Annotated in this window: 20 protein-coding genes and 2 riboswitches; of the genes, 9 read left to right on the top strand and 11 right to left on the bottom strand. The window is 44.8% G+C overall.

What is annotated here, in order from left to right; translation table 11 throughout:
• Positions 1–28: 28 nt before the first annotated feature.
• The gene (locus tag QL886_RS03460; protein ID WP_290177647.1) at positions 29–799 is read left to right on the top strand and encodes an IclR family transcriptional regulator; all 771 of its coding nucleotides are present in this window, start codon (positions 29–31) and stop codon (positions 797–799) included.
• 53 nt (positions 800–852) lie between these two features.
• Here the strand turns inward: QL886_RS03460 and QL886_RS03455 are convergent, their stop codons facing one another.
• Entirely contained in the window at positions 853–2,070 is a 1,218-nt protein-coding gene (locus QL886_RS03455; RefSeq protein WP_290177646.1) for a CaiB/BaiF CoA-transferase family protein, read from the bottom strand.
• Between the two features lie 198 nt (positions 2,071–2,268).
• Complete coding sequence (locus QL886_RS03450; protein WP_290177645.1) at positions 2,269–3,453, bottom strand: acyl-CoA dehydrogenase; 1,185 nt, start codon at positions 3,451–3,453, stop codon at positions 2,269–2,271.
• 176 nt (positions 3,454–3,629) lie between these two features.
• On the opposite strand from QL886_RS03450, the gene QL886_RS03445 reads away from it, so the two are divergent.
• The 3 genes from QL886_RS03445 (at position 3,630) to QL886_RS03435 (ending at position 7,353) form a co-directional block, all read left to right on the top strand.
• Positions 3,630–4,457, top strand: a complete 828-nt coding sequence (locus QL886_RS03445) for an IclR family transcriptional regulator C-terminal domain-containing protein (RefSeq protein ID WP_290177644.1) — start codon at positions 3,630–3,632, stop codon at positions 4,455–4,457.
• A 163-nt stretch (positions 4,458–4,620) separates the two neighbouring features.
• On the top strand, positions 4,621–6,435 hold the full coding sequence (locus QL886_RS03440) for an FMN-binding glutamate synthase family protein (RefSeq protein WP_290177643.1): 1,815 nt from the start codon (positions 4,621–4,623) through the stop codon (positions 6,433–6,435).
• A gap of 105 nt (positions 6,436–6,540) precedes the next feature.
• Positions 6,541–7,353 (top strand): phosphodiester glycosidase family protein, encoded by an 813-nt coding sequence (locus QL886_RS03435; RefSeq protein WP_290177642.1) that lies wholly within the window; start codon positions 6,541–6,543, stop codon positions 7,351–7,353.
• A gap of 215 nt (positions 7,354–7,568) precedes the next feature.
• Here QL886_RS03435 and QL886_RS03430 read toward each other — a convergent pair whose 3' ends face one another.
• From QL886_RS03430 to QL886_RS03410, 5 genes are all read right to left on the bottom strand, one after another.
• A complete protein-coding gene (locus QL886_RS03430; RefSeq protein WP_290177641.1) occupies positions 7,569–8,786 on the bottom strand; it encodes a globin domain-containing protein in 1,218 nt (405 codons plus the stop codon).
• 311 nt (positions 8,787–9,097) lie between these two features.
• Entirely contained in the window at positions 9,098–10,321 is a 1,224-nt protein-coding gene (locus tag QL886_RS03425; protein WP_290177640.1) for a VWA domain-containing protein, read from the bottom strand.
• A gap of 159 nt (positions 10,322–10,480) precedes the next feature.
• Positions 10,481–11,344, bottom strand: a complete 864-nt coding sequence (locus QL886_RS03420; RefSeq protein WP_057760758.1) for a MoxR family ATPase — start codon at positions 11,342–11,344, stop codon at positions 10,481–10,483.
• 299 nt (positions 11,345–11,643) lie between these two features.
• Positions 11,644–12,240: a hypothetical protein gene (locus QL886_RS03415; RefSeq protein WP_290177639.1), complete on the bottom strand. Its 597-nt coding sequence runs from the start codon at positions 12,238–12,240 to the stop codon at positions 11,644–11,646.
• 261 nt (positions 12,241–12,501) lie between these two features.
• A complete protein-coding gene (locus QL886_RS03410; RefSeq protein WP_057760762.1) occupies positions 12,502–12,822 on the bottom strand; it encodes a YcgL domain-containing protein in 321 nt (106 codons plus the stop codon).
• Between the two features lie 249 nt (positions 12,823–13,071).
• Positions 13,072–13,211, top strand: a riboswitch (glycine riboswitch).
• A 69-nt stretch (positions 13,212–13,280) separates the two neighbouring features.
• Positions 13,281–13,429, top strand: a riboswitch (glycine riboswitch).
• Positions 13,430–13,597: 168 nt separating this feature from the next.
• Here QL886_RS03410 and gcvT point away from each other — a divergent pair.
• From gcvT to QL886_RS03385, 5 genes are all read left to right on the top strand, one after another.
• Positions 13,598–14,791 carry a glycine cleavage system aminomethyltransferase GcvT gene (gcvT, locus tag QL886_RS03405; protein ID WP_290177638.1) on the top strand — a complete coding sequence of 398 codons (1,194 nt, stop codon included), beginning with the start codon at positions 13,598–13,600 and terminating at the stop codon, positions 14,789–14,791.
• 117 nt (positions 14,792–14,908) lie between these two features.
• Entirely contained in the window at positions 14,909–15,289 is a 381-nt protein-coding gene (gcvH, locus tag QL886_RS03400; RefSeq protein WP_057760766.1) for a glycine cleavage system protein GcvH, read from the top strand.
• Between the two features lie 350 nt (positions 15,290–15,639).
• On the top strand, positions 15,640–16,398 hold the full coding sequence (locus tag QL886_RS03395) for a nitroreductase family protein (RefSeq protein ID WP_102092319.1): 759 nt from the start codon (positions 15,640–15,642) through the stop codon (positions 16,396–16,398).
• A gap of 64 nt (positions 16,399–16,462) precedes the next feature.
• Positions 16,463–19,360, top strand: a complete 2,898-nt coding sequence (gcvP, locus tag QL886_RS03390) for an aminomethyl-transferring glycine dehydrogenase (protein ID WP_290177637.1) — start codon at positions 16,463–16,465, stop codon at positions 19,358–19,360.
• A 207-nt stretch (positions 19,361–19,567) separates the two neighbouring features.
• Positions 19,568–20,257, top strand: a complete 690-nt coding sequence (locus tag QL886_RS03385; protein WP_290177636.1) for an alpha/beta fold hydrolase — start codon at positions 19,568–19,570, stop codon at positions 20,255–20,257.
• Between the two features lie 80 nt (positions 20,258–20,337).
• Here the strand turns inward: QL886_RS03385 and QL886_RS03380 are convergent, their stop codons facing one another.
• From QL886_RS03380 to QL886_RS03365, 4 genes are all read right to left on the bottom strand, one after another.
• The gene (locus tag QL886_RS03380) at positions 20,338–21,678 is read right to left on the bottom strand and encodes an HRDC domain-containing protein (protein ID WP_290177635.1); all 1,341 of its coding nucleotides are present in this window, start codon (positions 21,676–21,678) and stop codon (positions 20,338–20,340) included.
• A 135-nt stretch (positions 21,679–21,813) separates the two neighbouring features.
• Positions 21,814–22,407: a recombination mediator RecR gene (recR, locus tag QL886_RS03375; protein ID WP_057760773.1), complete on the bottom strand. Its 594-nt coding sequence runs from the start codon at positions 22,405–22,407 to the stop codon at positions 21,814–21,816.
• Between the two features lie 119 nt (positions 22,408–22,526).
• The gene (locus tag QL886_RS03370) at positions 22,527–22,856 is read right to left on the bottom strand and encodes a YbaB/EbfC family nucleoid-associated protein (protein ID WP_045445429.1); all 330 of its coding nucleotides are present in this window, start codon (positions 22,854–22,856) and stop codon (positions 22,527–22,529) included.
• Positions 22,857–22,967: 111 nt separating this feature from the next.
• Positions 22,968–24,260, bottom strand: a complete 1,293-nt coding sequence (locus QL886_RS03365; RefSeq protein ID WP_290177634.1) for an O-succinylhomoserine sulfhydrylase — start codon at positions 24,258–24,260, stop codon at positions 22,968–22,970.
• Between the last annotated feature and the right edge of the window lie 377 nt (positions 24,261–24,637).

Below are 24,637 nucleotides of genomic sequence, written 5' to 3'. Positions count from 1 at the left end.
TTCTTTTATTTCACTTTATAGGTTATTTATGAGCTCGACTGCCGTACCTGCGCTAGACAAAACGTTTCAGATTTTGGACTTGATTACCGATAGCTCACAGCCTCTGACAGCGGCTCATATCGCAAAAGAGCTTGGGCTACCGCGTAGCTCCACTCACAACATTTTGCAGAGTCTATTGACCAAGCATGTCATTTACAAAGACCCTGAAAGCCGTTTTTATTTGGGTTCATATTTGATGTACTGGGCAGGCAAGTACGAGCAGCAGCAAGGCGTGGTGCAGTTGTTTAAAGATTTGATTGTGCAGTATCCGGTGCTTCTCCAGCACACAGTAACCTTGTCAAAGCTTGATTTGGGCGAAGTGGTATTTTTGGCTTGTCATGAGTCACCTGCACCGCTTGGATTTACTTTTCGAGCAGGCGTTCGTGTACCTGCCGTATTTTCGGCGACAGGCAAAGCCATGCTATCGACGTTGTCGATAGACAGTATCAAATCATTGTATAAAGATACGTTTCCGATGCCGATGACCCAACATGGGGTCAAGAATTTTACCGATTTGGCAACTGAGCTTGTCGCGATACAAGAAAGCCGAGTATCGCTCGATGACGGTCAACTACGAGATGGGATGTACTGCTTGGGCACTTATATCCGTAATGCATCAGGCAATGCGGTCGCTGGTATGGCGGTGAGTTTTTTGCAAGGAGAGTATGAGTCTAAACGGGCTGAGGTCAGTGCGGTATTGATTGAATTGGCCGAGCAAATTGAGCAACATTTAGGTTTTAATCCTAACGCTGAAAGGTAGCGTTAGGATTAAATATCGGTGCAGGTCTAAAAAATATAATCTAAAAAACTCTACTAAACAATCCCATCGGCTTTTAGCTTGGCTATCGTAGCCTTATCATAGCCTAAATTTGCCAACGTACTATCAGTATGCTCGCTTAACTGCGGTGGCGGCGTACGATAGCTGACAGGTGATGCGGACAATTTAATAGGGTTGCCAAGAGCGCGTACTGGACTGCCTTGTGCCGCAAAATTAACGATCATTTCCCTTGCTTGCGCTTGTGGCATAGCCAAGGCTTCAGCTACATTATGAATCGCACCGCATGGAATACCTGCTTGATCTAAAACCTCTAACCAGTAAGTACGTGGCTGCTTGGCAAATTGCTTAGTCAGCTCACCGCACAGCAGTTCGCGATTGGCAACGCGTTGTGGATTGGTCGCAAAGCGCTCATCGGTATACCAATCAACCGCAAGTACGTCACACAGTTTGGCAAACTGACTGTCGTTACCACAGGCTAAAATAAAATGCTGCTCGCCCTGACCTACAAATACTTGATACGGCACGATATTAGGATGCTGATTGCCCAACCTTGGCGGTACCTTATCGGATGCCAAATGATTCATACCGACATTGGCTAGCATGGCGAGCGCACTATCGAGCAACGCCACATCGACGTGTTGTCCAAGTCCAGTATTTTGACGCGCCAGCAGTGCCGCTTGAATACCAATCGTCAACTGTAAACCTGCAAACAAATCAACCACTGCCACGCCAACTTTGTGCGGTTCGCCATCACTCGGCCCTGTGATGCTCATCAGCCCCGACAATCCTTGGATAATATAATCATAGCCGGGGCGTTTGGCATCGGGACCTGTCTGCCCAAAACCTGTCAATGATGCATAGATCAGCCGTGGATTATCTTGTTTTAGACTGTCGTAATCTAAGCCGTATTTTTTCAGACCACCAACTTTGAAGTTTTCGACCAAAATATCACTCTCAGCGATTAGCTGTTTAATGATGGTTTGCCCTGTCGGCGTAGTGATATCTACCGTCAGCGATTTTTTATTGCGGTTAATGGTAGCGTAATAAGCGGAGGTATCATCGCTGAATGTTGGCGGTGCCCAATGACGCGTTTCATCACCGATATTCGGACGCTCGACCTTGATAACTTCGGCACCAAGATCAGCTAACACTTGCGTACAAGAAGGGCCCGCTAGCACTCTCGATAAATCGAGCACCTTGATACCATGCAATGCGCCCTTTGCCAAGTCATTGCTGTTACTATCGACAGTCATAATAATCCCTTACTCTGTGGCGTATTCTTCGATTTTCTGATTAGAAAATTGTTATTCAGGATGTAATTACAAAGTAGTTATAAATCATGAATAACAACTGAAAAACGTACGCTACTGTTAATGCTCTTTTGATAAAAAGCCAAGCAGTGACGTACGCCATAAAATACATTTGTACCAAAAACTATTAGCTAAAAACGCTTAGAAGAACGCTTGAATGCCTGTCTGTGCACGGCCTAGGATAAGCGCATGAATATCATGTGTACCCTCGTAAGTATTGACAGCTTCCAAGTTCATCACGTGACGAATGATATGGAACTCATCAGAAATACCGTTACCGCCATGCATATCACGAGCGATGCGAGCGATATCAAGCGCCTTGCCGCAGTTATTACGCTTGATAAGTGAAATCATTTCAGGCGCTGCGTTGTCTTCATCCATCAAACGACCGACACGTAGCGCTGCTTGTAAGCCCAAGGTAATTTCTGTCTGCATATTGGCAAGCTTTAGCTGTACCAACTGCGTTGCCGCTAGCGGACGACCAAACTGCTTACGATCGAGCGTGTACTGACGAGCCGCTTTCCAGCAGAATTCAGCCGCTCCCATCGAACCCCAAGCGATACCATAACGGGCTTTATTTAAGCAGCCAAATGGCCCTTTTAGGCCACGGATATCTGGGAAAGCATTGGCTTCAGGGACGAATACTTTGTCCATGACAATCTCACCAGTGACTGATGCACGTAGTGAAAACTTGCCTTCGATTTTCGGCGCAGATAAGCCTTTCATGCCTTTGTCTAAAACAAAACCTCGAATCTCACCGGCATCATCTTTTGCCCAGACGACAAATACGTCAGCGATAGGACTGTTGGTAATCCACATTTTATTACCCGTCAGCTCATAACCGCCATCCACAGCGCGTGCACGAGTCGACATCGATGAAGGATCAGATCCTGAATCTGGCTCAGTCAGACCGAAGCAGCCAACATACTCACCCGAAGCAAGCTTAGGCAAATAACGCTCTCTTTGCTCTTCTGTGCCATACGCCCAAATAGGATGCATAACCAAGCTTGACTGTACGCTCATCGCTGAACGGTAGCCCGAATCAACGGCTTCCACTTCCTTGGCAATCAGGCCATAGGCAACACTCGATAAACCAGCACAACCATAGCCCTCAATCGTGACACCCAGCAGGCCCATCTCACCCATTTGACGCATAATATTACGATCAAAATTTTCATTACGATTAGCCTCAATAATGCCAGGCATCAGCTCTTTTCGAAAAAATTGACGAGCGCTGTCGGTGACCATGCGCTCTTCTTCAGTGAGCTGGTCACGTAGTAAAAAAGGATCTTCCCAATCAAAGCGTGGGCTAGTAGATGTTGCCATGTGGATCTCCTTGGTATCAGTCATCCTGACTGACGAATAGTGATTGATACATCATTTGGTCTAACAAGTCATTGACTTCGTTATTCCGCTGTGCGAAACTTAGTTTCATAATTTAAAACCATTTAACCAAACTTTCGCAGCCCTGTAAACCTTTATCAAAAAAAGATGAGTATAAAATGATGAAACCCTTATCAACAGCTACTCCGCTACTCGAACGTATGCATGCAACGATGAGTCAAAATAAGGAAGAGAATGACCGACAGTTTGTGACGGCATTGGGACGGGGACTGATCATACTGGCGGCTTTTGAGCACCATGAGCGGCTCACCCATCAACAGCTATGTCAAATGACCAAACTGCCAAAAGCAACCATTACTCGCCTGATTCATACGTTGACCACGCTTGGTTTTTTACGTGTCACTGAGCACGGACAGTATCAATTGGGTAGTAGCGCTGTACGCCTAAGTGCGACCGCATGGAGTCGCCATGATATGGTTGCAGCGGCTGAACCATTATTACGTCAGTTCGCTAGCGAAAATGAGGTATCGGTAAATCTAGCGACCGAAGTTGAAGGAGAGATGCGCTATCATGCTTGCTGTCGTAGTCCTGCACGCCTATCGGTCAACTTACAGGTTGGCTCAGCCGTACCTGTTGCACGCACGGCGATTGGGCGGGCGTTTTATGCCGCAAGCTCGCAAGCGAGACAGGCGATCATTACTAGCAATTTGAAAGAGAATTTATCTGATGAAGATTACATTCATGCACAGATAGCGCTCACTCAAGCAGCCCAGCATTATGAACAGTATGGCTATACCGTGTCTGATGGAGAGTTTTCTACCGACATATTGGCAGTCGCGGTTGGGGTCTATGATGTTGCAACGGGGCAATACGCGTATTCGCTGAATGCCAGTGTACCAAGTGCTAATTGGGAAGCGGATAAGTATGCGGTAATCATAGTGCCAAAATTGCAGGCGTTGGCTGAGCGAATTGGCAGTAGTACATAGAGCATATTCAAATGAATAAAATCAAGGTTTAGGCTAGATTAATTAATACACCGTCTGCAGCCCTGTTACCCATTGATACCGACGTAATGACATCATGCGTGTATGATGTACGCGACAAATGTAAGCATCTTATTTATATCAATCATTACTATTGAGCCTCGCTATGCCTGAATCTCGTACCAATCTAAACCCTGAACCCAAAACCATCTCGCCATATTTGATCGGATTATTACTTCGATATAGTACGTTTGGCGCGGCGATTTTAATTCTATTGGCGGGTTTATTATTGGTAAGTTGGTGGCTGATTGTGATCGGTGGCTTTGCTGTGGCACTTGGTATTTATGATTTGATTCAGTCCAAGCACGCGATATTGAGCAACTACCCTGTCGCTGGACATATTCGCTATGTGTTGGAAGATTTCCGTCCTGAGATTCGCCAGTACCTGCTTGAGGACGATAAAGAACAAGTGCCGTTTTCACGTCAGCAGCGCGCACTAGTCTATCAACGTGCTAAGAACGTTAGTGATACTAATGCCTTTGGTACGCTAGATAATTTATATACCCATGGTAAAGAATGGTTTTTGCAATCCACCATCAGTGCACCACTAGAGAACAAAGATTTTCGTATCATGGTAGGCGGTGAGCGTTGTCAGCAGCCGCACGATATGTCGGTATTCAATATCTCAGCAATGAGCTTTGGCAGCCTGTCAGCGAACGCTATCATGGCACTCAATCAAGGCGCAAAACTCGGCGGTTTTACTCATGACACGGGCGAAGGCGCTATCAGCCCCTATCATCGCAAGTTCGGTGGTGATTTGATTTGGGAGTTGGGTACGGGTTATTTTGGTTGTCGTGATAATGATGGTAACTTTGATCCACAGTCTTTTGCTGAAAAAGCCGTCGATCCGCAAGTTAAAATGATTGAAATCAAGCTTTCACAGGGTGCCAAGCCTGGTAAAGGTGGCGTCCTTCCCTCTAGCAAAATCACCCAAGAGATTGCAGACACACGTCAAGTACCTACGGGTCAAGACTGTATCTCGCCCTCTTCGCATACTGCATTTAGCACCCCACGCGAGTTGGTCGCCTTTTGGCAGCAGCTACGTGAGTTATCTGGTGGCAAGCCAGTTGGCTTTAAGCTATGTATTGGTCAGCCATGGCAATTTATGGCGATTGTCAAAGCGATGATAGAGACGGATAACTATCCTGATTTTATCGTTATCGATGGTGCAGAAGGCGGCACAGGTGCAGCGCCCGTCGAGTTTATGGACAATGTCGGCATGCCAATGGTTGAAGGGTTTTTGCTCGTACATAATACCTTAGTTGGTGCAGGCATCCGTGACAAAATTAAGCTTGGCGTCAGTGGCAAGATCGTATCAGGCTTTGATATCGCGCGCATGATTGCGCTAGGTGCCGATTGGTGTAACTCGGCACGTGGCTTTATGTTTGCGGTCGGCTGCATTCAGTCGCGCTCTTGTCATACCAACACTTGCCCGACAGGTGTGGCAACTCAAGACCCTTATCGTCAAAAGGCGCTCGACGTCCCTAGTAAGGCTAAGCGTGTTGCAAGTTTCCACAAAAACACGCTAAAATCGCTTGCCAGTATCGTAGGCGCGGTCGGTTTACAGCATCCTAGCCAATTACAGCCGTATCATATCGCACGCCGTCTAGATGATGGGCAGATTAAGCTGCTATCCAAGTTTTTCTATTTTGCTGATAAAGGCGCATTGCTCGATCATAGTGCCCGTGCCGACGTATTCAACCAGATGTGGGTCATGGCAAACCCTGATAGCTTTTTAGCCAACAACGATGCACTCATTGCTTATAACAAAGACTCACGCGATAAAGGCAAAGAAACTGGTGCGCCAACAGAACACAGCGCTGGATATAATTCTGAGCATTTAACCAACCTCACCGATGGTGGACGATTAATTGGTAATGTGAATAATACAATCCGCGACTTGCCGCCTACTAGCGACTGAATCAGCGCCTAAATCGTTGTACTCAAAGAATGGCAATGAAAGTGTAATTAAGCAGTAGATAGCAACCAAACTTAAATAATTTACACATTAAAAGACGCGTGATTGATGCCAAGTTCTATTTTTACCTTATCCCTATCAACGATAGTGCTTGCGCTCGGTCTGAGTGCCTGCCAGCAGACAAATACCAATGCGGCTAGTAGCGACACCGATAACTGGTCATGTCAGACTGAAGACACGCCTTTTACTTATAGTGTTTGCCGTGTAGATGCTACCGCGTTAGCGAGCGAGCGTTATTCATTACAACTGTTTTGGCAATCCTCTGATAACAATGAGCCTCTGCTAACCTTTGATACGTTATTGGCCACATTACCGAACAATGAGAGTCTCAACTTTGCGATGAATGCAGGCATGTATAATGAAAACTATGCGCCGATTGGCTATACAGTCATCGAAGGCAAAGAACTCAAATCGCTAAATGTAAGAGAAGGTGGCGGTAATTTTCATCTACTACCTAATGGGGTTATATGGTGGGACCAAGCTGGCAATGTGCAAATCACCGAAAGTAATGCGTTAAATGAGCAGATAAGCAATGGTGATGTGCAGCCTTGGTATGCGACGCAATCGGGTCCTATGTTGGTCATCAATGACGAGATACACCCACAGTTCAATCCTGATAGCAGTTCAATCAAACTGCGCAATGGTGCAGGCGTTTGCCGTGACGGCAGTATAAAACTCGTTAATAGCGACGAGCCTGTGACTTTTTATCAGTTTGCAGAGCTATTTAAGGATGAGCTGGGTTGTTCAAACGCGCTGTTTTTAGACGGTGGTATTGCCTCAGCGTTGTATGCGCCTAGTATCGATAAGCAGGATAAAAAAGAGATGGGCGTGATGATTGGATTGGTTGAAAATAAAGAGTAATGTGCCCTGATACTCTTTATTTTCAACTAAGATTAAAAAAGCTCTTAGCGTGATTATTTCATGCTAAGTGCTTTTTTATAAACGTTTATTTTGAATATTGTAGTCAAAGAACTCTAAAATGGGTACAAGGCAGCCGACTGCAGATTGTACAAACAGTACATCTAAGGAGGATAACGCCGTAGCGGTTTAGTAGTTCACCGACTATATGTTAAAAACTAGCCACCCAAACTCATCTTAGGGCCAAAAGGTTCATAGTGAACGCTATCGGCACCATGATCTAAGGCTACTAACCCGTCAATCATGCTCTCCATAAATGGCATCGAGCCGCACACATAGATATCGGCAGGTTTAGGCAAGGTAGCAAGCCATGTCTCATCTAATATCTGCCCAGACTCAAAGTAAAAGATATGTTTTTCTACGTTCTCAGCCTGTTCGAGTAATACTTCTACCTGATCAGAAAAAGCATGATGAGCGATATTTTGACATGCATAAACCCAAATAATAGGTCGTTTTGGATTGACCAATACTTGCGCCTCTAGCATAGATAGTACAGGCGTGACCCCGACCCCTGCGCTCATCAACACCAAAGGAGTATCATTTTGCTGTACCAAATCTTGATTGAGCGCGAAATCACCAGCTGGAGCCGACAATAACACCGTGTCACCGACTTCTAATTGGTCATGCATATAGTTAGAGACCAATCCATGATGCTCATTACGGTTGTCACGTCGAACCGCAAACTGAATGCCTTTATCAGTACTGGCAGAGTATAAAGAATAATGACGTAAGGCTATATGGTCGCTGTCTTTTGGGTCTGTTTTCACCGTGATATATTGACCAGCGGTTAAGGTCAATTTACTCAGGTCAATATTTTGACTGTTTACTGAGTCATTGTCTGCATTGTTCTCACTCTGATTAACTGGTACCACGGTAAAGGCTGCGATATCTGTAGCGACCGCTTCCTTTTTAATTACCTTAAACGGCGCAAAACCTTTCCACATCGCCTGCTCATACATGCCATGTTCAATCTGAATAAATACTGAAGCAATCTCATCATAAGCTTCTGTCCAAGCGTCAATAATGTCATCAGTAGCTGCCTCTCCTAGCACTTCTTTTATCGCACCGATCAAATGCTTACCGACGATAGGATAATGCTCAGGCAATATCTGTAACGCTCTATGCTTATGGCTAATCTGGGTAACCTGTGGCAATAGCGTAGCCAACTTGTCCAAGTGCTTGGCAGCGGCTAATACTGTCGTCGCTAGCGCCGTCTGCTGTCTTCCCAATTTTTGATTGGTTTCATTAAAAATGTCTAACAGCTCAGGATGCTCGTTAAACATATTTTTGTAAAACACAGTGGTAATCGCAACGCCATGCTCTTCGAGTACAGGAACAGTTGCGGTGACGATTTCTAACGTTTTTGGTGAGGCCATGTTGTTTCTCTTAATCATTAACTACATTGATAAATTGAGATGTTAAAAATCATCGGTCTAAACTGGCAATAATGAGCAGACCTTTTTACAGTAGTCATCAAAATTTTTAACCGCACAATTCAGAATATTTATAACATTCATTTTAAATGAATGTTAACACACTTTATTAGACATACCAATATACAATCAATATTGAGTTCATTTTCATCGACGAAAAAACAGCCGCTATGTTGTCATAACGGCTGTTGTTATAGGGATTTAAGCTGTGTTAACAGACTTTATTTATTTATCAATCAGGCTTAATATCAAAATTACCGTGCCATATACTGAGTCATTTCTTCAACACCATGTAGCGTCATCGGGTACATTTTATTTTCGAACAGCTTTTTAATTTCAACGATGGTTTGCGTATATTGCCAATACGACGGGTTTTCAGGATTGAGCCAAGTTACTTTATCAAAATGTTCAAGTACGCGCTTCAGCCATACGATGCCCGCTTCATTATTCATATATTCTACGCTACCACCGACTGTCATCAGCTCATAAGGCGACATCGATGCATCACCGACGAAGATAACACGATACTCACGGCCATATTTATTGAGCAGCTCAAACGTTGGCATCGGTGCACTATGGCGACGATTGTTGTCCTTCCACACATAGTCATACAAGCAGTTATGAAAATAAAAGAACTCTAAGGTTTTAAATTCATTTTTTGCCGCAGAAAACAGTTTTTCGAGCGCTTCGACATGGACATCCATACTGCCACCCACATCAAACAACATCAGCACTTTGACTCGGTTTCGGCGCTCTGCCTGCATATGTATATCGAGCACACCCTTTTTTGCCGTACGCTTAATCGTCTCATGAATATCAAGCTCATCAGCACTGCCAGTCCGCGCAAACTGACGCAGATTGCGTAGCGCCATCTGAATTTGGCGTGTACCGAGCTGATTGTCGTCATCGAGATTGCGATATTTGCGTTGCTCCCAGACTTTTGCTGCGCTACGTTTGCGAGACTCGCCGCCGACACGCACGCCTTCTGGATGGTCACCATAGGCACCAAATGGCGAAGTGCCGCCCGTTCCTACCCATTTACTACCACCTTGATGACGCTCTTTTTGCTCTTTTAACCGTTCTTCTAACGCCTTCATCAGCTCTTCAAGCGAGCCGTACTTTTTCAGTAGGCGTCTTTGCTCTTCGGTCAGATTCTTTGGATCGAGCTTTAAATCTAGCCACTCTTTGGGCACGTCCGTTAGCTTGGCTAATAGCTCATCCATATCGAGACTATCGACACCTTCAAAATAATCCGCCATGGCTCGATCGAACTTATCAAAATGGCGCTCGTCTTTGACCATACACAGTCGAATCAGCCGATACATATCTTCGCGGCTGGCAAAAGTAGTCAGTGCTGGGTCTTCAGGATGCGATTGCATCATCAGCCCTTTATCTAACGCGGCATTGAGATCGAGCAGCTCGCGCGTACTGACTGGCACGCCGTAAGTACGCAAGGTATAGAATAGTTTGATAAACATAAGAGTCGTATCACTTATTGGCTGATATTATTATCTGGTGATATTGCTGATATCGTTAATTGGTACAGTTACAGTTACAGGTTGAGCGTTTGCATTGACTGTTACATCAGACATTCGATATTGGATATAAAAGGTTAAAGCCAACGCAAGCTGCAAACATTATCGACGCATCATATTGGCAAAACGCTGTAATAAACTCACATCTGCCTCGTTTTTGAGCAACGCACCATATAACGGTGGGATAGATTTCTCGCCGCGCAAATTTTCTTCTAGCTCGTCCTGAGCCATATCATCAGCAAGTAACAAAGTTAACCAATCAACCAACTCAGACGTTGATGGCGGCTTTTTAAGACCTTGAATACCGCGCAGCTTATAGAAAATATCCAATGCATCATTGACCAGTTTTTCTTGAATGTCTGGAAAATGTACTTCGATGATTTGGCGCATGGTTTCTTCTTCTGGGAAGTCAATATAGTGGAAGAAGCAACGACGTAAAAACGCATCTGGCAGCTCTTTTTCATTGTTTGAAGTAATAATAACCACTGGACGCTGCGCCGCTGTAATAGTTTCGCCCGTCTCATAAACATAAAAAGACATCTTATCAAGCTCATGCAGCAAATCATTTGGGAACTCGATATCGGCTTTATCAATCTCATCAATCAGCAGTACGCTACGCTCTGTACTGGTAAAAGCATCCCACAGCTTGCCCGGCTTAATATAGTTGGCAATGTCATAGACCTTATCATCACCCAACTGCGAATCGCGCAGGCGTGATACTGCATCATACTCGTACAGTCCTTGCTCAGCCTTAGTCGTCGATTTGACGTGCCAAGTAATCAATGGCATGCCCAAACTCTCAGCAACTTCTTCAGCAAGCAATGTCTTGCCTGTACCAGGCTCTCCTTTAATCAGCAGTGGCTTTTGTAAGGTCATAGCGGCATTTACGGCCAGTTGCAAATCATCGGTAGCAATATAACTACTGGTACCAGTAAAGTTTTGCTTAGTATTGTCAGCTGTGGTCATAATCAGATCTCGATTGTTGTTATAGATAAGTTGTTATAAATGGATAGGTCTAAAACATAAATGACTAATAAAGGATAAATTAGTAAAGAATAAATTAGATTAGCACAGCCTGATGCATTGCCAAAATACTCATGCGTTCGCATTTATTAACAGTTGTTATGTGCAATGTATAGTGAGCAATTATTTATGTGACTAATAAACAAACTGGCATAAAAAAAGACACGCAGCGGTGTCTTTTTATTCAGGTATCAAATAACTTTTAAGACAATAATGTTGTCTCAACGCCTAGCTTATTTTTATTACTTGTCAGAGGTATCGCTATTCGTTTTCTTAGCCAACGTACTGTCTTTTTTTAAGCTAACGTTAGTGTCAGGCTGTTCGGTTACGGTAGCGCCTTCTGGCAAATAACTGCCTGTGGTCATTTGTAACGTGGCTTGTGTATCTTCTGCACTGCGGCTACGGGCTTTGTCCAAGCTTGATGCAAATGCGCTGCGTATCAACTGCCATACAAAACCAACAAACAACCCTGCGACCAGTATAACTAATATTGGCAACATGTTGGCAACCGCGCCTGCGTAATCTTTCATCATCACAGCATAGACGACGCTGATACTGGCTGGTGCAAGCTCGCTCGGATCACCAAGCGCTGTACCTGGTGCTAATAATACTGCAAACAGAACCATCCAACTCATACCGCCCAATGGCTTTGGCAATACACGAGCAACGAGTATCCATAGCACTAGTACCAAAACAGCACCGCCCAGATAAGCATACATCGGCAAATCAGCGGGCGGGACATCCTTTACCATTTGGCCCCACCAAATGGCAATCTCACCGAGAATCTCACTGATAGACTCTAGCGGTAAGCTATGTAAGATATTTTTTAACCAGTCCATGCGTGTTTATTTACCTGCGTTTATCGCCGGTGACACAATCTGTGTCTAGCGGTATATGTGCGTTCTGTAGAACCAGAATGAGGCCAACTACATAATGAACTTATGCATTATGTAGGCTTATATGTACGTTGCGTAGGGTGTCAGTTTATCACGACTCTCTACTCAAATGCATGTGAGCAAATGTGTCGTAGGTTTTTATCGACGCTGTTTTTAAGGTAGCGTACTGATCTTTTCTACCACACTTACTTGCTGACAAACCTATTAATTATAGATGCTGTCCTGCGATTCACGAGCGCGCAGCTCTGCTTGGCGGCGCATCACATCTTGCGGCGGCAACTGCACAAAGTAGCCTTGAGACTGTAATTTTGCCAGTACTTCTTCTTTGTCGACACGAGCGAGCTTATCTTTAGTTGATAAGTCCAAATGCATGACGAACTTACTACGGCCTAAACCTGCACGGAAATCTTTTGGTAATACACCAAGCCAGTCTTTGATTTCATCAGTATCATCAGGATAATCAGGACGCGCAATGTAGATATACATGTCGTCGTGTTTGGGAAATTTATAAATATCGCAATGCATAAAAACCACCTATCAGAAACTATGGGCGTAGGTTAGCATATTTCAGGCAAATACCAGTAGTCGCTTTGCGTTTTGCTATGGTAATTTTTGTCAAAACACACAGATAAAACGCTGATATGAGCGATAAAAATATCGTTGTAAAACATAACCTATTTCATAGACTGCCCTATCAAAACATTATTTTTGCCAAATTTATTTATTTTAATGGCTTTGATGACTTGTAAAAGCGCTTTGAACCTTTCATAATAAAAGCGTTTTTCAGGAGAGAGTTTATCAGCATCGTTTTTGTATTGAACCCTATTGGTTATACAACTATCGCAATTGCTAGATAACCACCGAAGGCGCATCCACCCTGCCAATCGCTCAGGTAAAAGGACTGAAAAACGCATGTCACTGTTGTTTGATAATGTTTAGTAGTATGACGCTCATAGCGCACTACTTTTTTATCAAACATAAGGCATAACAAATCTGGAGAGTGGTAAGAACGGACGACGCCTTACCCACCGAAGGGGAGAAAATACGCTATCATCGACGATAGGGCTCATACAACTGCCCAAAAATGATGGTTCGTGTTGAAAATCTCAGGTCACAGGACAGATAGGGCTTTAGCTTAAACCGACGTTCAGTGTTGGTTTGGCTTACGTCTTCATCTTTGCTTTCTGTGTCACCCTTTGATGTGATATTTGCGCCTTGCAATATTGCTTCTCGCTACTTTTACGTTGCGCATCACTCCTTACTCTACCGAGTACGACTGATGTACACATAAGGATTTGTTATGACTGATACCCATTCTCAAGACATCACTTCTCAAAACGATCAAAGCCAAGCTCCTCAGCGCACCCCTTTTTACCAGTCTCATATTGATAGTGAGGGCAAACTGGTCGATTTCTCTGGTTGGGAATTGCCAATTCATTATGGTTCACAAATCGAAGAGCACGAAGCAGTACGCACAGATGCAGGTATGTTTGATGTCTCACATATGGTTGTGACTGATATCAAAGGCGCTGATACTAAAGCATGGCTACAAAAGCTGCTCGCAAACGATGTCAACAAACTCACTACCGCTGGTAAAGCGCTGTACTCTGGTATGCTCAATGAGCAAGGCGGCGTCATCGATGATTTGATCGTCTATCTCATGAATGCAGAGGAAACTGAGTACCGTATCGTCTCTAACGCGGCCACTCGTGACAAGGATTTAGCACAGTTTAATAAAGTCGCCGAAGGTTTCGATATTACGATTACCGAGCGACCTGAGCTTGCTATGCTTGCCGTGCAAGGTCCAAATGCTATTGCAAAACTGGCTCAGGCCAAACCAAGCTGGACAGATACCTTAGCAGCACTAAAACCTTTCGTTGGTGCTGATTTGACCGATATCGAAGGCACCGATTGGTTTGTGGCTCGTACTGGCTATACTGGTGAAGATGGCGTCGAAGTCATTATGCATGCCGATGATGCCCCTGCTTTCTTTGAGCAGCTAAAAGCAAATGGCATCAAACCTGCCGGTCTTGGCGCACGTGATACCTTGCGTATGGAAGCAGGCATGAACCTTTATGGCCATGACATGGACGAGACCATCAGCCCTTACGAGTGCAACATGGGCTGGACGCTAGCGCTCAAAGACGACCGCGCCTTTGTCGGTCGTGAAGCATTGGTCAGCAAACGTAAGCAGTCAAAAGAAGACAACACCGCTATGAAGCAAGTGGGCTTGCTATTGACCACGCGCGGCGTATTGCGTGAAGGCATGACAGTGACTATCAATCAAGGCACTGATAACGAGCAAACTGGCATTATCACCAGCGGTACATTCTCCCCTAGCCTAAAAAATTCAATCGCGATTGCTCGTGTACCTACCAGCTTATCAGAAGATGACAGCGTACAAGTCGATCTACGCGGCAAAGGTAAATTCGTCGATGTACGCGTACTAAAGCTACCTTTTGTCCGTAACGGCAAGCAACAGTTTGACTCTTAGGTCTTATAAATTCTATCATTAGAGCGCGTTGTCATTTTGCGCGCAATTATAAAAATGGCAACACGCCTAGCCTCCATTATTTTTGTTAATTAACCTCTATCACTTAGGAGAGAGACCATGAGCAACATCCCAGCAGAGCTAAAATATATTGCTAGTCACGAGTGGCTACGCCTAGAAGACGACGGTACGATCACTGTTGGTATCACTGACCATGCTCAAGATCTATTGGGTGATGTGGTATTCGTTGAGCTACCAGATGTGGGCGATATCATCGCTGTTGATGACGAAATCTCAGTTGTTGAATCAGTAAAAGCGGCTTCTGACGTTTATGCGCCTATTTCAGGTGAAGTGATCGCTATCAATGAAGCACTAGAAGATGATCCTGAAATCATCAACTCTGACCCATACGGCGAAGGTTGGTTCTTCAGAATGAAGCCTGACAACATCGCTGACTACGAAGCACTAATGACTGCTGACGAGTACGAAAGCGACTTATAAGCTAAGCACGCAAGCTAAGCATGCTCTCACAAGACATTAGCACTTGTAAGACTTTAGCTCGTACAAAGCACTAGCCCCGACTAAACATAGATACTGGCAACAGCTGGTATCTATACTCTCTATTTAAACTGTTTGAACAACCTTTCTCATTAAAAGTATTGGCTCATTGACCATGCTTATTATTTGAAAGCAGCTTTATATGTAGATCTCCAACAATCATTATCCTCCGATGTTATTGCTACCAAGCGTTATCTCATTGACTCGTATTGATCACCTATTCGAATCCCAATGAATACGTGCTATCAATAACGACGCAAACTGATAACCCAATTCTCAGCATGGATCCTAATATGAATGCCAACACCGATAATAAAGACCCCATTGCCACACCAAACCATACGCCGCAGCTACAAGCGTTTCGCGATATCGTAGAGTCACGCCGTTCCGTGCGCCGTTTTACTGACACACCTATCCCTGATGACGTATTGGCAGACTGTCTGCGTTTGGCCATGCTAGCGCCAAACTCTAGCAACCTACAGCCGTGGGAATTTTATGTTATCGATGATGCTGACAATCGCAAACGCGCCGTCAAAAACTGTATGAATCAAAACGCCGCAAAAACATCAGCCCGTTTGATTGCCATCGTTGCTCGTACTGATGTTTGGCACGATCACGCTAAGCAAGTATTGCGCGAATATCCTGATCAGCCAGTGCCAAAGAAAGTGAAAGACTACTACAACAAAGTCGTCACAATGGACTTTTTGCGCGGCCCAGCCAACGTGGTTTCGGCTGCAAAATGGGGCGCAACGCAAGTGGTCAGACGCGTAAAAGGCCCAATTAAATCGCCTTACTATACCTTTGAAGACACCAAAAACTGGGCAACCAATAACACCGCGCTTGCCGCCGAAAACCTGATGCTAGCATTACGCGCTCATGGTTTTGATAGCTGTCCTATGGGCGGCTTTGATGAGCCTGCCATGAAAGCGTTGCTCAATCTTAGCGACGACCATCATATCGTTATGATGCTTGGCGCAGGCGAGCGCGCTGACAGTGGCGTTTACAACACCCAGTTCCGCTTTGATCAAAAACAGTTTGTGCATTACGTATAACGTACCGCTCACATTATTCCCTTAATTGCTATTTTGTTTATTACTCCCTTAACCAAGGATTGTCATGACTATCTCTCAAAACCCATCGTTTGATACCTTTCAAGGATTGTTCAACGAAGCTGAATTTGTCTATCGCCACTTAGGTTCGAACGAAACCAAGCAAGCTGACCTACTCAGCGCTGTTGGTTATAAAGATATGCAAAGCTTTATCAATGACACTGTGCCTGAGCCAGTACGTCTGCACAAAGAGCTGGATTTGCCAGTGGCGATGAGTGAGCATGCGGCACTTGCCAAACTACGCACGATGGCAGATGACATCACTGTTAACAAAAGCTATATCGGTCAAGGCTACTCTCCGGTTCGTATGCCTGCCGTCATTCAGCGCAACGTCCTTGAAAATCCAGGCTGGTACACCGCCTATACCCCTTATCAAGCTGAAATCGCTCAAGGTCGTCTAGAAGCATTGCTGAACTTCCAACAAGTATGTATTGATCTAACAGGTCTTGAGCTGGCTGGTGCGTCATTGCTTGATGAAGCAACAGCAGCGGCAGAAGCGATGGCGATGTCAAAGCGTGTGAGCAAAAGCAAATCAACGCAGTATTTCGTCGACGAGCGTGTCTATCCGCAAACGCTAGATGTTATCAATACTCGTGCTAAATACTTTGGTTGGGAAGTGGTCGTTGGTGATTTTGAAACGGCTAAATCAGGCGATTATTTTGGTGCGCTATTCCAGTATGTCGGTGCTGAAGGTGACGTTAAAGACTTAACAGACGTCATCGCGGCCGTAAAAGAAAACAAAACTTACGTCAGTGTCGTCAGTGACATCATGAGCTTGGTGTTATTGAAATCACCAGCCGATATGGGTGCTGACGTAGCGCTAGGTAGTACGCAGCGCTTTGGTATACCAATGGGCTTTGGTGGTCCGCATGCCGCTTATTTTGCGTTTTCTGATAAAGCCAAGCGTTCAGCACCTGGTCGTATCATTGGTGTCTCAAAAGATGCACAAGGCAATACTGCATTACGTATGGCTCTACAAACGCGTGAGCAGCATATCCGCCGCGAAAAAGCCAACTCAAACATCTGCACCTCACAAGTATTACTAGCTAACCTCGCTGGTATGTACGCGGTATACCATGGTCCAGGCGGCGTGAAGCGTATTGCCACTCGTATTCATGCGTTTGCCACTGCGTTTGCTGATGCTATCACAGAATCTAATGACAGCAGCTTGAGCGTGGTACATGATCAATTCTTCGATACAGTCGTCGTTGATTGTGGTTCAGAGAAGCTTGCTACTCAAATCTTTAAAAATGCAGACAACGTTGGCTATAACTTATGGCGTCTAAGCGACACCAAATTGAGCGTTGCATTTAGTGAAACTAGCGATCAGCAAGATTTCAACACGTTGACTCAGCTATTCGTCAACAAGTCACACGATCTACCTGAAACAGCTCGCGTCTCTCTAGATAGCGCACACTTGCGTACGGATGACATTTTGACTCATCCAGTATTTAACTCGCATCACACCGAGCATGAAATGCTACGCTACCTAAAGTCGCTTGAAGACAAAGATTTGGCGATGAACCGCAGCATGATTTCACTGGGTAGCTGTACCATGAAGCTAAACGCCACCAGTGAGATGCTACCGATTACTTGGCCTGAGTTTGCCAACGTGCATCCTTTTGCACCGCGCGATCAAGTCACTGGCTATATCGCGATGATCGATAGCTTGCAAGATCAATTAAAAGCCATTACTGGTTTTGATGATGTCTCTATGCAGCCAAACTCTGGCGCCTCTGGTGAATATGCTGGTCTGTTAGCGATTCGCCGTTATCATGAGTCATTGGGCGAAACCAATCGCGATGTTTGCTTGATTCCTATGTCGGCGCACGGTACCAACCCTGCTACTGCCATGATGATGGGTATGCAAGTGGTCGTGGTCAAAACTGATGAAAATGGCAACGTTGATATCGATGATCTAACGGCCAAATGTGAAGAATATAGCGACCGCCTAGGTGCTCTAATGATCACTTATCCATCGACGCACGGTGTATTCGAAGAAGGCATCCGTCATATCTGTGATTTGACCCACAAGCATGGTGGTCAGGTCTATATGGACGGCGCGAACATGAATGCTCAGGTAGGCATGATGCAGCCTGCAGACGTTGGTGCTGATGTACTACATATGAACCTGCACAAAACCTTCTGTATTCCGCATGGTGGCGGCGGTCCAGGCATGGGCCCTATCGGTATGAAAGCGCATTTGGCAACGTTTATGGCCAATCATACCTTGAGCCCTGTACACAATGCACAAAAGGACTGCTCAGCAGTATCAGCAGCACCTTATGGTTCAGCGAGCATCTTACCTATCTCATGGATGTACATTGCTATGATGGGCCGTGATGGTCTATTAAAAGCAACGGAGCTGGCATTACTGAACGCCAACTACGTAGCAGCCGAATTAAAAGGTCACTACCCTGTCTTGTATGCAGGCAAAAATGGCCGCGTGGCTCACGAATGCATCATCGATATTCGTCCGTTAAAAGAAGAAACTGGCATCACGGAAAGCGATATCGCTAAGCGCTTGATGGATTACGGCTTCCACTCGCCAACGATGAGCTTCCCAGTCGCTGGTACGCTTATGATTGAGCCAACAGAGTCTGAATCAAAAGAAGAGTTGGATCGCTTTATCAGTGCGCTAAAATCTATCAAAGCTGAAGCCATGAAAGCCAAAGCTGGTGAAGATAACTGGACGCTAGAAGATAACCCATTAGTCAATGCACCGCATACGGCTGCTATGATTACTAGTGAAGAGTGGACGCATCCTTATAGCCGTGAGACTGCTGCATTCCCACTGCCGTACATCCGGGCAAACAAGTTCTGGCCAAGTGTCGCTCGTGTCGATGATGCTTATGGTGATAAGAACCTAATGTGCTCTTGCCCAAGTATCGAAAACTATATGTAATTATCATTTTTGATAGTTATTCTCTGTAGTAAAAAACCTCCAAGTCAGCTGCTGACTTGGAGGTTTTTGTTTTGCTGACTTTTTATCTATTACATTAGTAGGTAATATTATAAATAAAATAAACGATAAGAACTCAATGTAATAAAAGCTTATATTGATAATAAGCTATTTACCTTAAATTTCTGAAGCAATCATTTGGACACTGCTATGCAACATAAAGCGCCTAAACAAAAAACTCGCGTTATTCTAATTCATGGGCTACACCAAACCCCATGGATCATGCGACCATTAGCCAAGCGCCTGCAAGCAGCAGGATTTAATACCCATCAGTATGGCTACCGTAGTATGCGTGATGGTATCAAAACCAATAGCGCTCGCCTAAATAGCTGGCTAGAAACAAATCATCACCCAGATCATCCTATAGATTTGGTCGGGCATAGTTTGGGTGGTTTGATCATTCGTGATTTTGTCGCTCAGTATCCAAAATGGAAAATTGGACGTTGCGTGACTCTAGGGACACCGCATAGAGGCAGTGTGTGTGCAGATTATATCTGGCGATTGACTCCTGCTGTCGTAGGTCGCTCGTATGTCGACGCACTGGACGGCACAGTCGCGCCATTGCCCAAACACGTAACGCTAGGTGTCATCGCTGGCAACCGCCCGTATGGTCTAGGTCAGCTGTTTTTGCAATATCATAATCGCAAAATGCGCAAATCTGACAAGCCACCTCTTAACGAGCAACTTGCACATGACGGGACAGTATATATAGAAGAGACGAGGATAGAGTCTGCAGCTGATCATATCATTATGCCAGTCTCACATACTGGCATGCTAGTGAACCCAGAGGTCGCCGAACAGACTCGATACTTTTTAGAGCATGGACGATTTAAACGCTAAGAGCTGTATGAATACTTGAGTGTCAGTTTGCAGTCTTATCGAACGATTTCTTGTTAAACGGTGCCTTATCGAACGATTCCTTATTGAACACGAATACCCATGCCCTGCTGCAGTTCGGTTTTATGCTTTTTGATGACTGGAATTAAGATTTTAACAACCCAATCGTTACGCCAACCTTTTAGCCCTTGTGGGAGTTCGCTCACATCTTTATCAAGAGCAACCACTTCATATAATTGTCCTAGCCATTTTTTACGCATCAATACACTGGCAGGTATACCGATTTCGCGCGCATGCTCATCAATCGCTTGCTGAACTGCTTTCGATAATACTTTATTTTTTGAGCGATATGGCGGCACTAGACAATCTGGATGCTCTGTAGGCGGTAGACTCTTGGCATCTCTGATTACTTTCAGCAGCTCTTCGCCATATAGTCGCAGCATACTACGGTGCATGGTTGTTTTGTGTGCCAGCTCGCGCATGCTGTTTGGCTTTTCAGTGACAATTTCACGTACTGCTTGTTTCTTTATCACAAAGGTACGCGGTTGATTGGTCGCACGTGCCAGCTCTTCTCTCCACGTAGCCACTCCTTTGAGTATCGCCATTTGCTGCGAGTTATAGCGGTAATCTGCCATCGTGAGATACATCGCTTCATCTTCGACGTGCTGCGAGTCATACAAATCACTGGCATAAAGCTGACAGTCAGCCCAAACATAATCGTATAACCCTTGCGCCTTAAGCGCATGCTCGATACTAAGATACAGCGCTGGCAGATAACGCACGTCATCGATGGCATACTGCTCTTGTTCATCTGTCAACGGACGCTGGAGCCAATCAGACTGGCTGTGTTCTTTATCAATATGCATATCTAGCTGATCAGCCAGTGCCTGCTGATACCCCATTTGTAATTGACCGGTTAGATAAGACAACGCTATTTGCGTATCAAAAATATTGGTCAACGGTGGACAGCCAGACAATAGATAAAAAATGCCCAAATCTTCGCCGCAAGCGTGCCAAATAGCCACATCTACTTTGCGTAGCGCTTCCCACAGTTCAGTCAGTTGTAGCTGCGGTGCATCCAACAAATAAACATGATCGCCAGTATTTAATTGCACCAGTGCCAAGCGCGGATAATAAGTATCACGCTTGATAAACTCAGTATCTAAGGCCACGCGTCCGCAAGTCGCTAAGGCATCAATAACCTCATCTAAATCGCCTTGCTTACGTACCCATGTAATAGCAACGTCATCAGCAATATCTAGCAGTGCATCAATATCTAGCACCTCAGCATCTGGAGTATTAGACACTGACTCAGATGAAGTGGCTGCTGACATTGGCTCAGTATTAGCGGCTTCTTGTAATGAGCCATCATTGATATCAGAAGCATTTGATTGAGCTGAGGCGTTTGAAACGGTATTGGACACGGGCAGATACCTGCATTAATAGGAGAAAATAAAACGCTAAACCGCGCCTTAATAAAATTAAAAGATAAACAATAATAAAGTAATTATAGCAATTCCAAGAAATGAATTGGGTAAGACTTTGACGCAATCAAAACATTATAAAAAAGAACGATTTTGCATGGCTTGACCAAGCGTCATACTATCCAGATACTCAAGCTCGCCGCCCATCGGGACGCCTTGTGCTAAACGCGTCACTTTATTGACATGGCGACTGACAGCCTCACTAATAAAGTGCGCCGTAGTCTGACCTTCGACAGTCGTACCTGTTGCCAGTATCAGCTCTTCGACAGGTTCTTGCTTCACTCGCCATACGAGCTGATCAATATTTAAGTCATCGGCGCTGACACCATCAATTGGCGATAGATGCCCACCCAACACAAAATAACGACCACGGTAACCAGCTGTCTGTTCAATCGCCATTACATCTGCTGCTGTCTCGACCACGCATAGCAGACTGTCATCACGTCTAACATCTTGGCAAAGCGGACATACAGCCTCATCACTAAAGCTATGGCAACGCTGACATTCAACAATATCACGCATGGCTTCATCTAGTGCTTGGGCGAGTGCCATGCCTTGTGGGCGTTTTTTACTGAGCAGATGTAACGCCATTCGTTGGGCACTTTTTTGACCGACGCCTGGCAATATACGCAGCTGTTTGACCAGCTGATCAAATTTGGCTGTAAGCAAAGTAGCTTTCCTTTATTTAACTGAATTTAACTTAATTTAAAAAATCGTAGCTATAAAAATGGGGTCGTATCGTGTCGATAACAACCCCATTTTTGTGTTCAGTCTAAAGTATTTAATGCTTAAAACATGCCTTGCATACCTGGTGGCAGACCCATGCCTGAAGTCGCGCCAGCCATCGTTTCTTCATATAGTGCATCTGCTTGACGAACCGCATCATTAATAGCAGCAGCGATAAGATCTTCAATCATATCTGGCTCATCTTCTAGCAGACTTGGATCAATAGTCAAACGCTTAACCACATGACGACCAGTCATCGTTACTTTAACTAAGCCACTGCCCGCTTCTGCTTGCACTTCTTTGTTAGCAAGTTCTTTCTTGGCGTTTTCAACGTTTGCTTCTACTTTCTTTTGCATCGTTTGTGCTTGTTGCATCAATGCTTGAATGTTCATAGTTGCCTCTTTTGTTATTTATGGTTTGTATTTTATGCTAGTGCGTATAGTAATGAATAATTAACAACGTAAAGTTAATGCAATGCGTTAGTGCAGATTATACCGTTATCTTTACAAACTGTCTAAACCACGTGCTAAGTCTTTGATAATATCGTCTACATCTTCTAGACCTACCGACAGACGAATCAGGCCATTTTTAACGCCAGCTTCAGCACGCGCCTCAGCACTCAGGCGAAAATGTGTGGTCGTCGCAGGATGGGTAATCGTGGTTTTGGCATCACCCAAATTATTGGTGATAGAAACCATTCGAGTTGAGTCAATCACGTGCCACGCAGCCGCTTTTGAGTCAAGGCTAGCAGATGGCTTAACTTCAAAGCCCATGATAGCACCATAGCCATCTTTCATATGATGCTGACGTGTGGCAAGCTCATGCGCGGGGTGATCACTCAAGCCTGAGAAATGTACCGTGCTCACATTAGGATGATTGACCAAGAATTCTGCCACTTGATTGGCATTTTGGCAGTGTGCTTGCATACGTAATTTAAGTGTCTCAAGCCCCTTGGTAAATACCCAAGCATTAAACGGACTCATGCTAATACCGCCTGAGCGCACAACAGTAAACGCTTCTTGCATCAGCTCATCACTGCCAACTAACGCACCGCCCAGCACTCGACCCTGTCCATCCAAGTATTTGGTCGCAGAGTGAATCACCACATCCGCACCCAAGTCTAATGGGCGCTGCAAGGCTGGTGTCGCAAAGCAGTTATCGACGACGAGTAATATGTCATTGGCTTTGCATAGCTGGCTTAGATAACCGATATCACAAATCTGAGCCAATGGATTACTTGGACTTTCACAATAGATCACTTTGGTGTTTGGTTGTACCGCATTGGTCCATGCATCATTGTCAAAGCAATCAACATAGCTAACTTCAACACCAAACTTCGCCATATAGTTGTTAAACAGACCGATAGACGAGCCAAATAACTGATTGGCAGCGAGCAGATGGTCACCCGCTTTTAGATATGCCAAGCACATGGTCAGGATTGCACCCATACCAGAGGCCGTTGCAACCGCACGCTCACCGTTTTCTAGCGCGGCGAGACGACGCTCAAAAGTACGGACGCTTGGGTTGGTATGACGAGAGTAAACGTTTCCTGTCTTTGTACCGTCAAAATGTGCCGCCGCATCCGCCGCTGATTGGTAGACATACGAGCTGGTGGTAAAGATCGGTTCTGAATGCTCGCCCTCATCGGTACGATGCTGACCTGCGCGCACGGCGATGGTTTGCATACCGTAATCTAATCCTAAATCTAAGGCATCGTTACGCCAGTTTGGATCTAACCCATCGTTTGAGTTTTTTTGGTTCAAATTATTCTCATCTTTCGTTTGCGACTGACTCATAGACGTTCCATTGCTGTGTTTTGGTTGATATAAAAGGACTGCTTATTTTTTTGATTATTAAGCAAATTCATCATCGTTATCATAACATGCTGACTTATTTCAAACATCTGCTTTCAGATACCTCTCCATATTATTTGTGCCTACTGCAGACTCAAACGATTCAGGATAAGGAGTATCAGACAGGTTGAACTGCCTTAAAAACAGACCACATCCATCGTCAAACCTAACAAAAATAACGTATTTATAATAGGCAGATATGCTAACAGCTGCTAAGCTTAGCGACGATTTGAATTTTGGCGTTGGTGATATTTTTATAGACCGTCCAATCAATGCTATCATCCTTAAAAATAGATGAACAATTTCAGCAAATTACTTAT

Origin of the sequence: Psychrobacter sp. APC 3281, from assembly GCF_030407815.1 — a bacterium.
Lineage (GTDB): Bacteria > Pseudomonadota > Gammaproteobacteria > Pseudomonadales > Moraxellaceae > Psychrobacter.
This window is presented reverse-complemented; position numbering and strand designations above follow the sequence as displayed.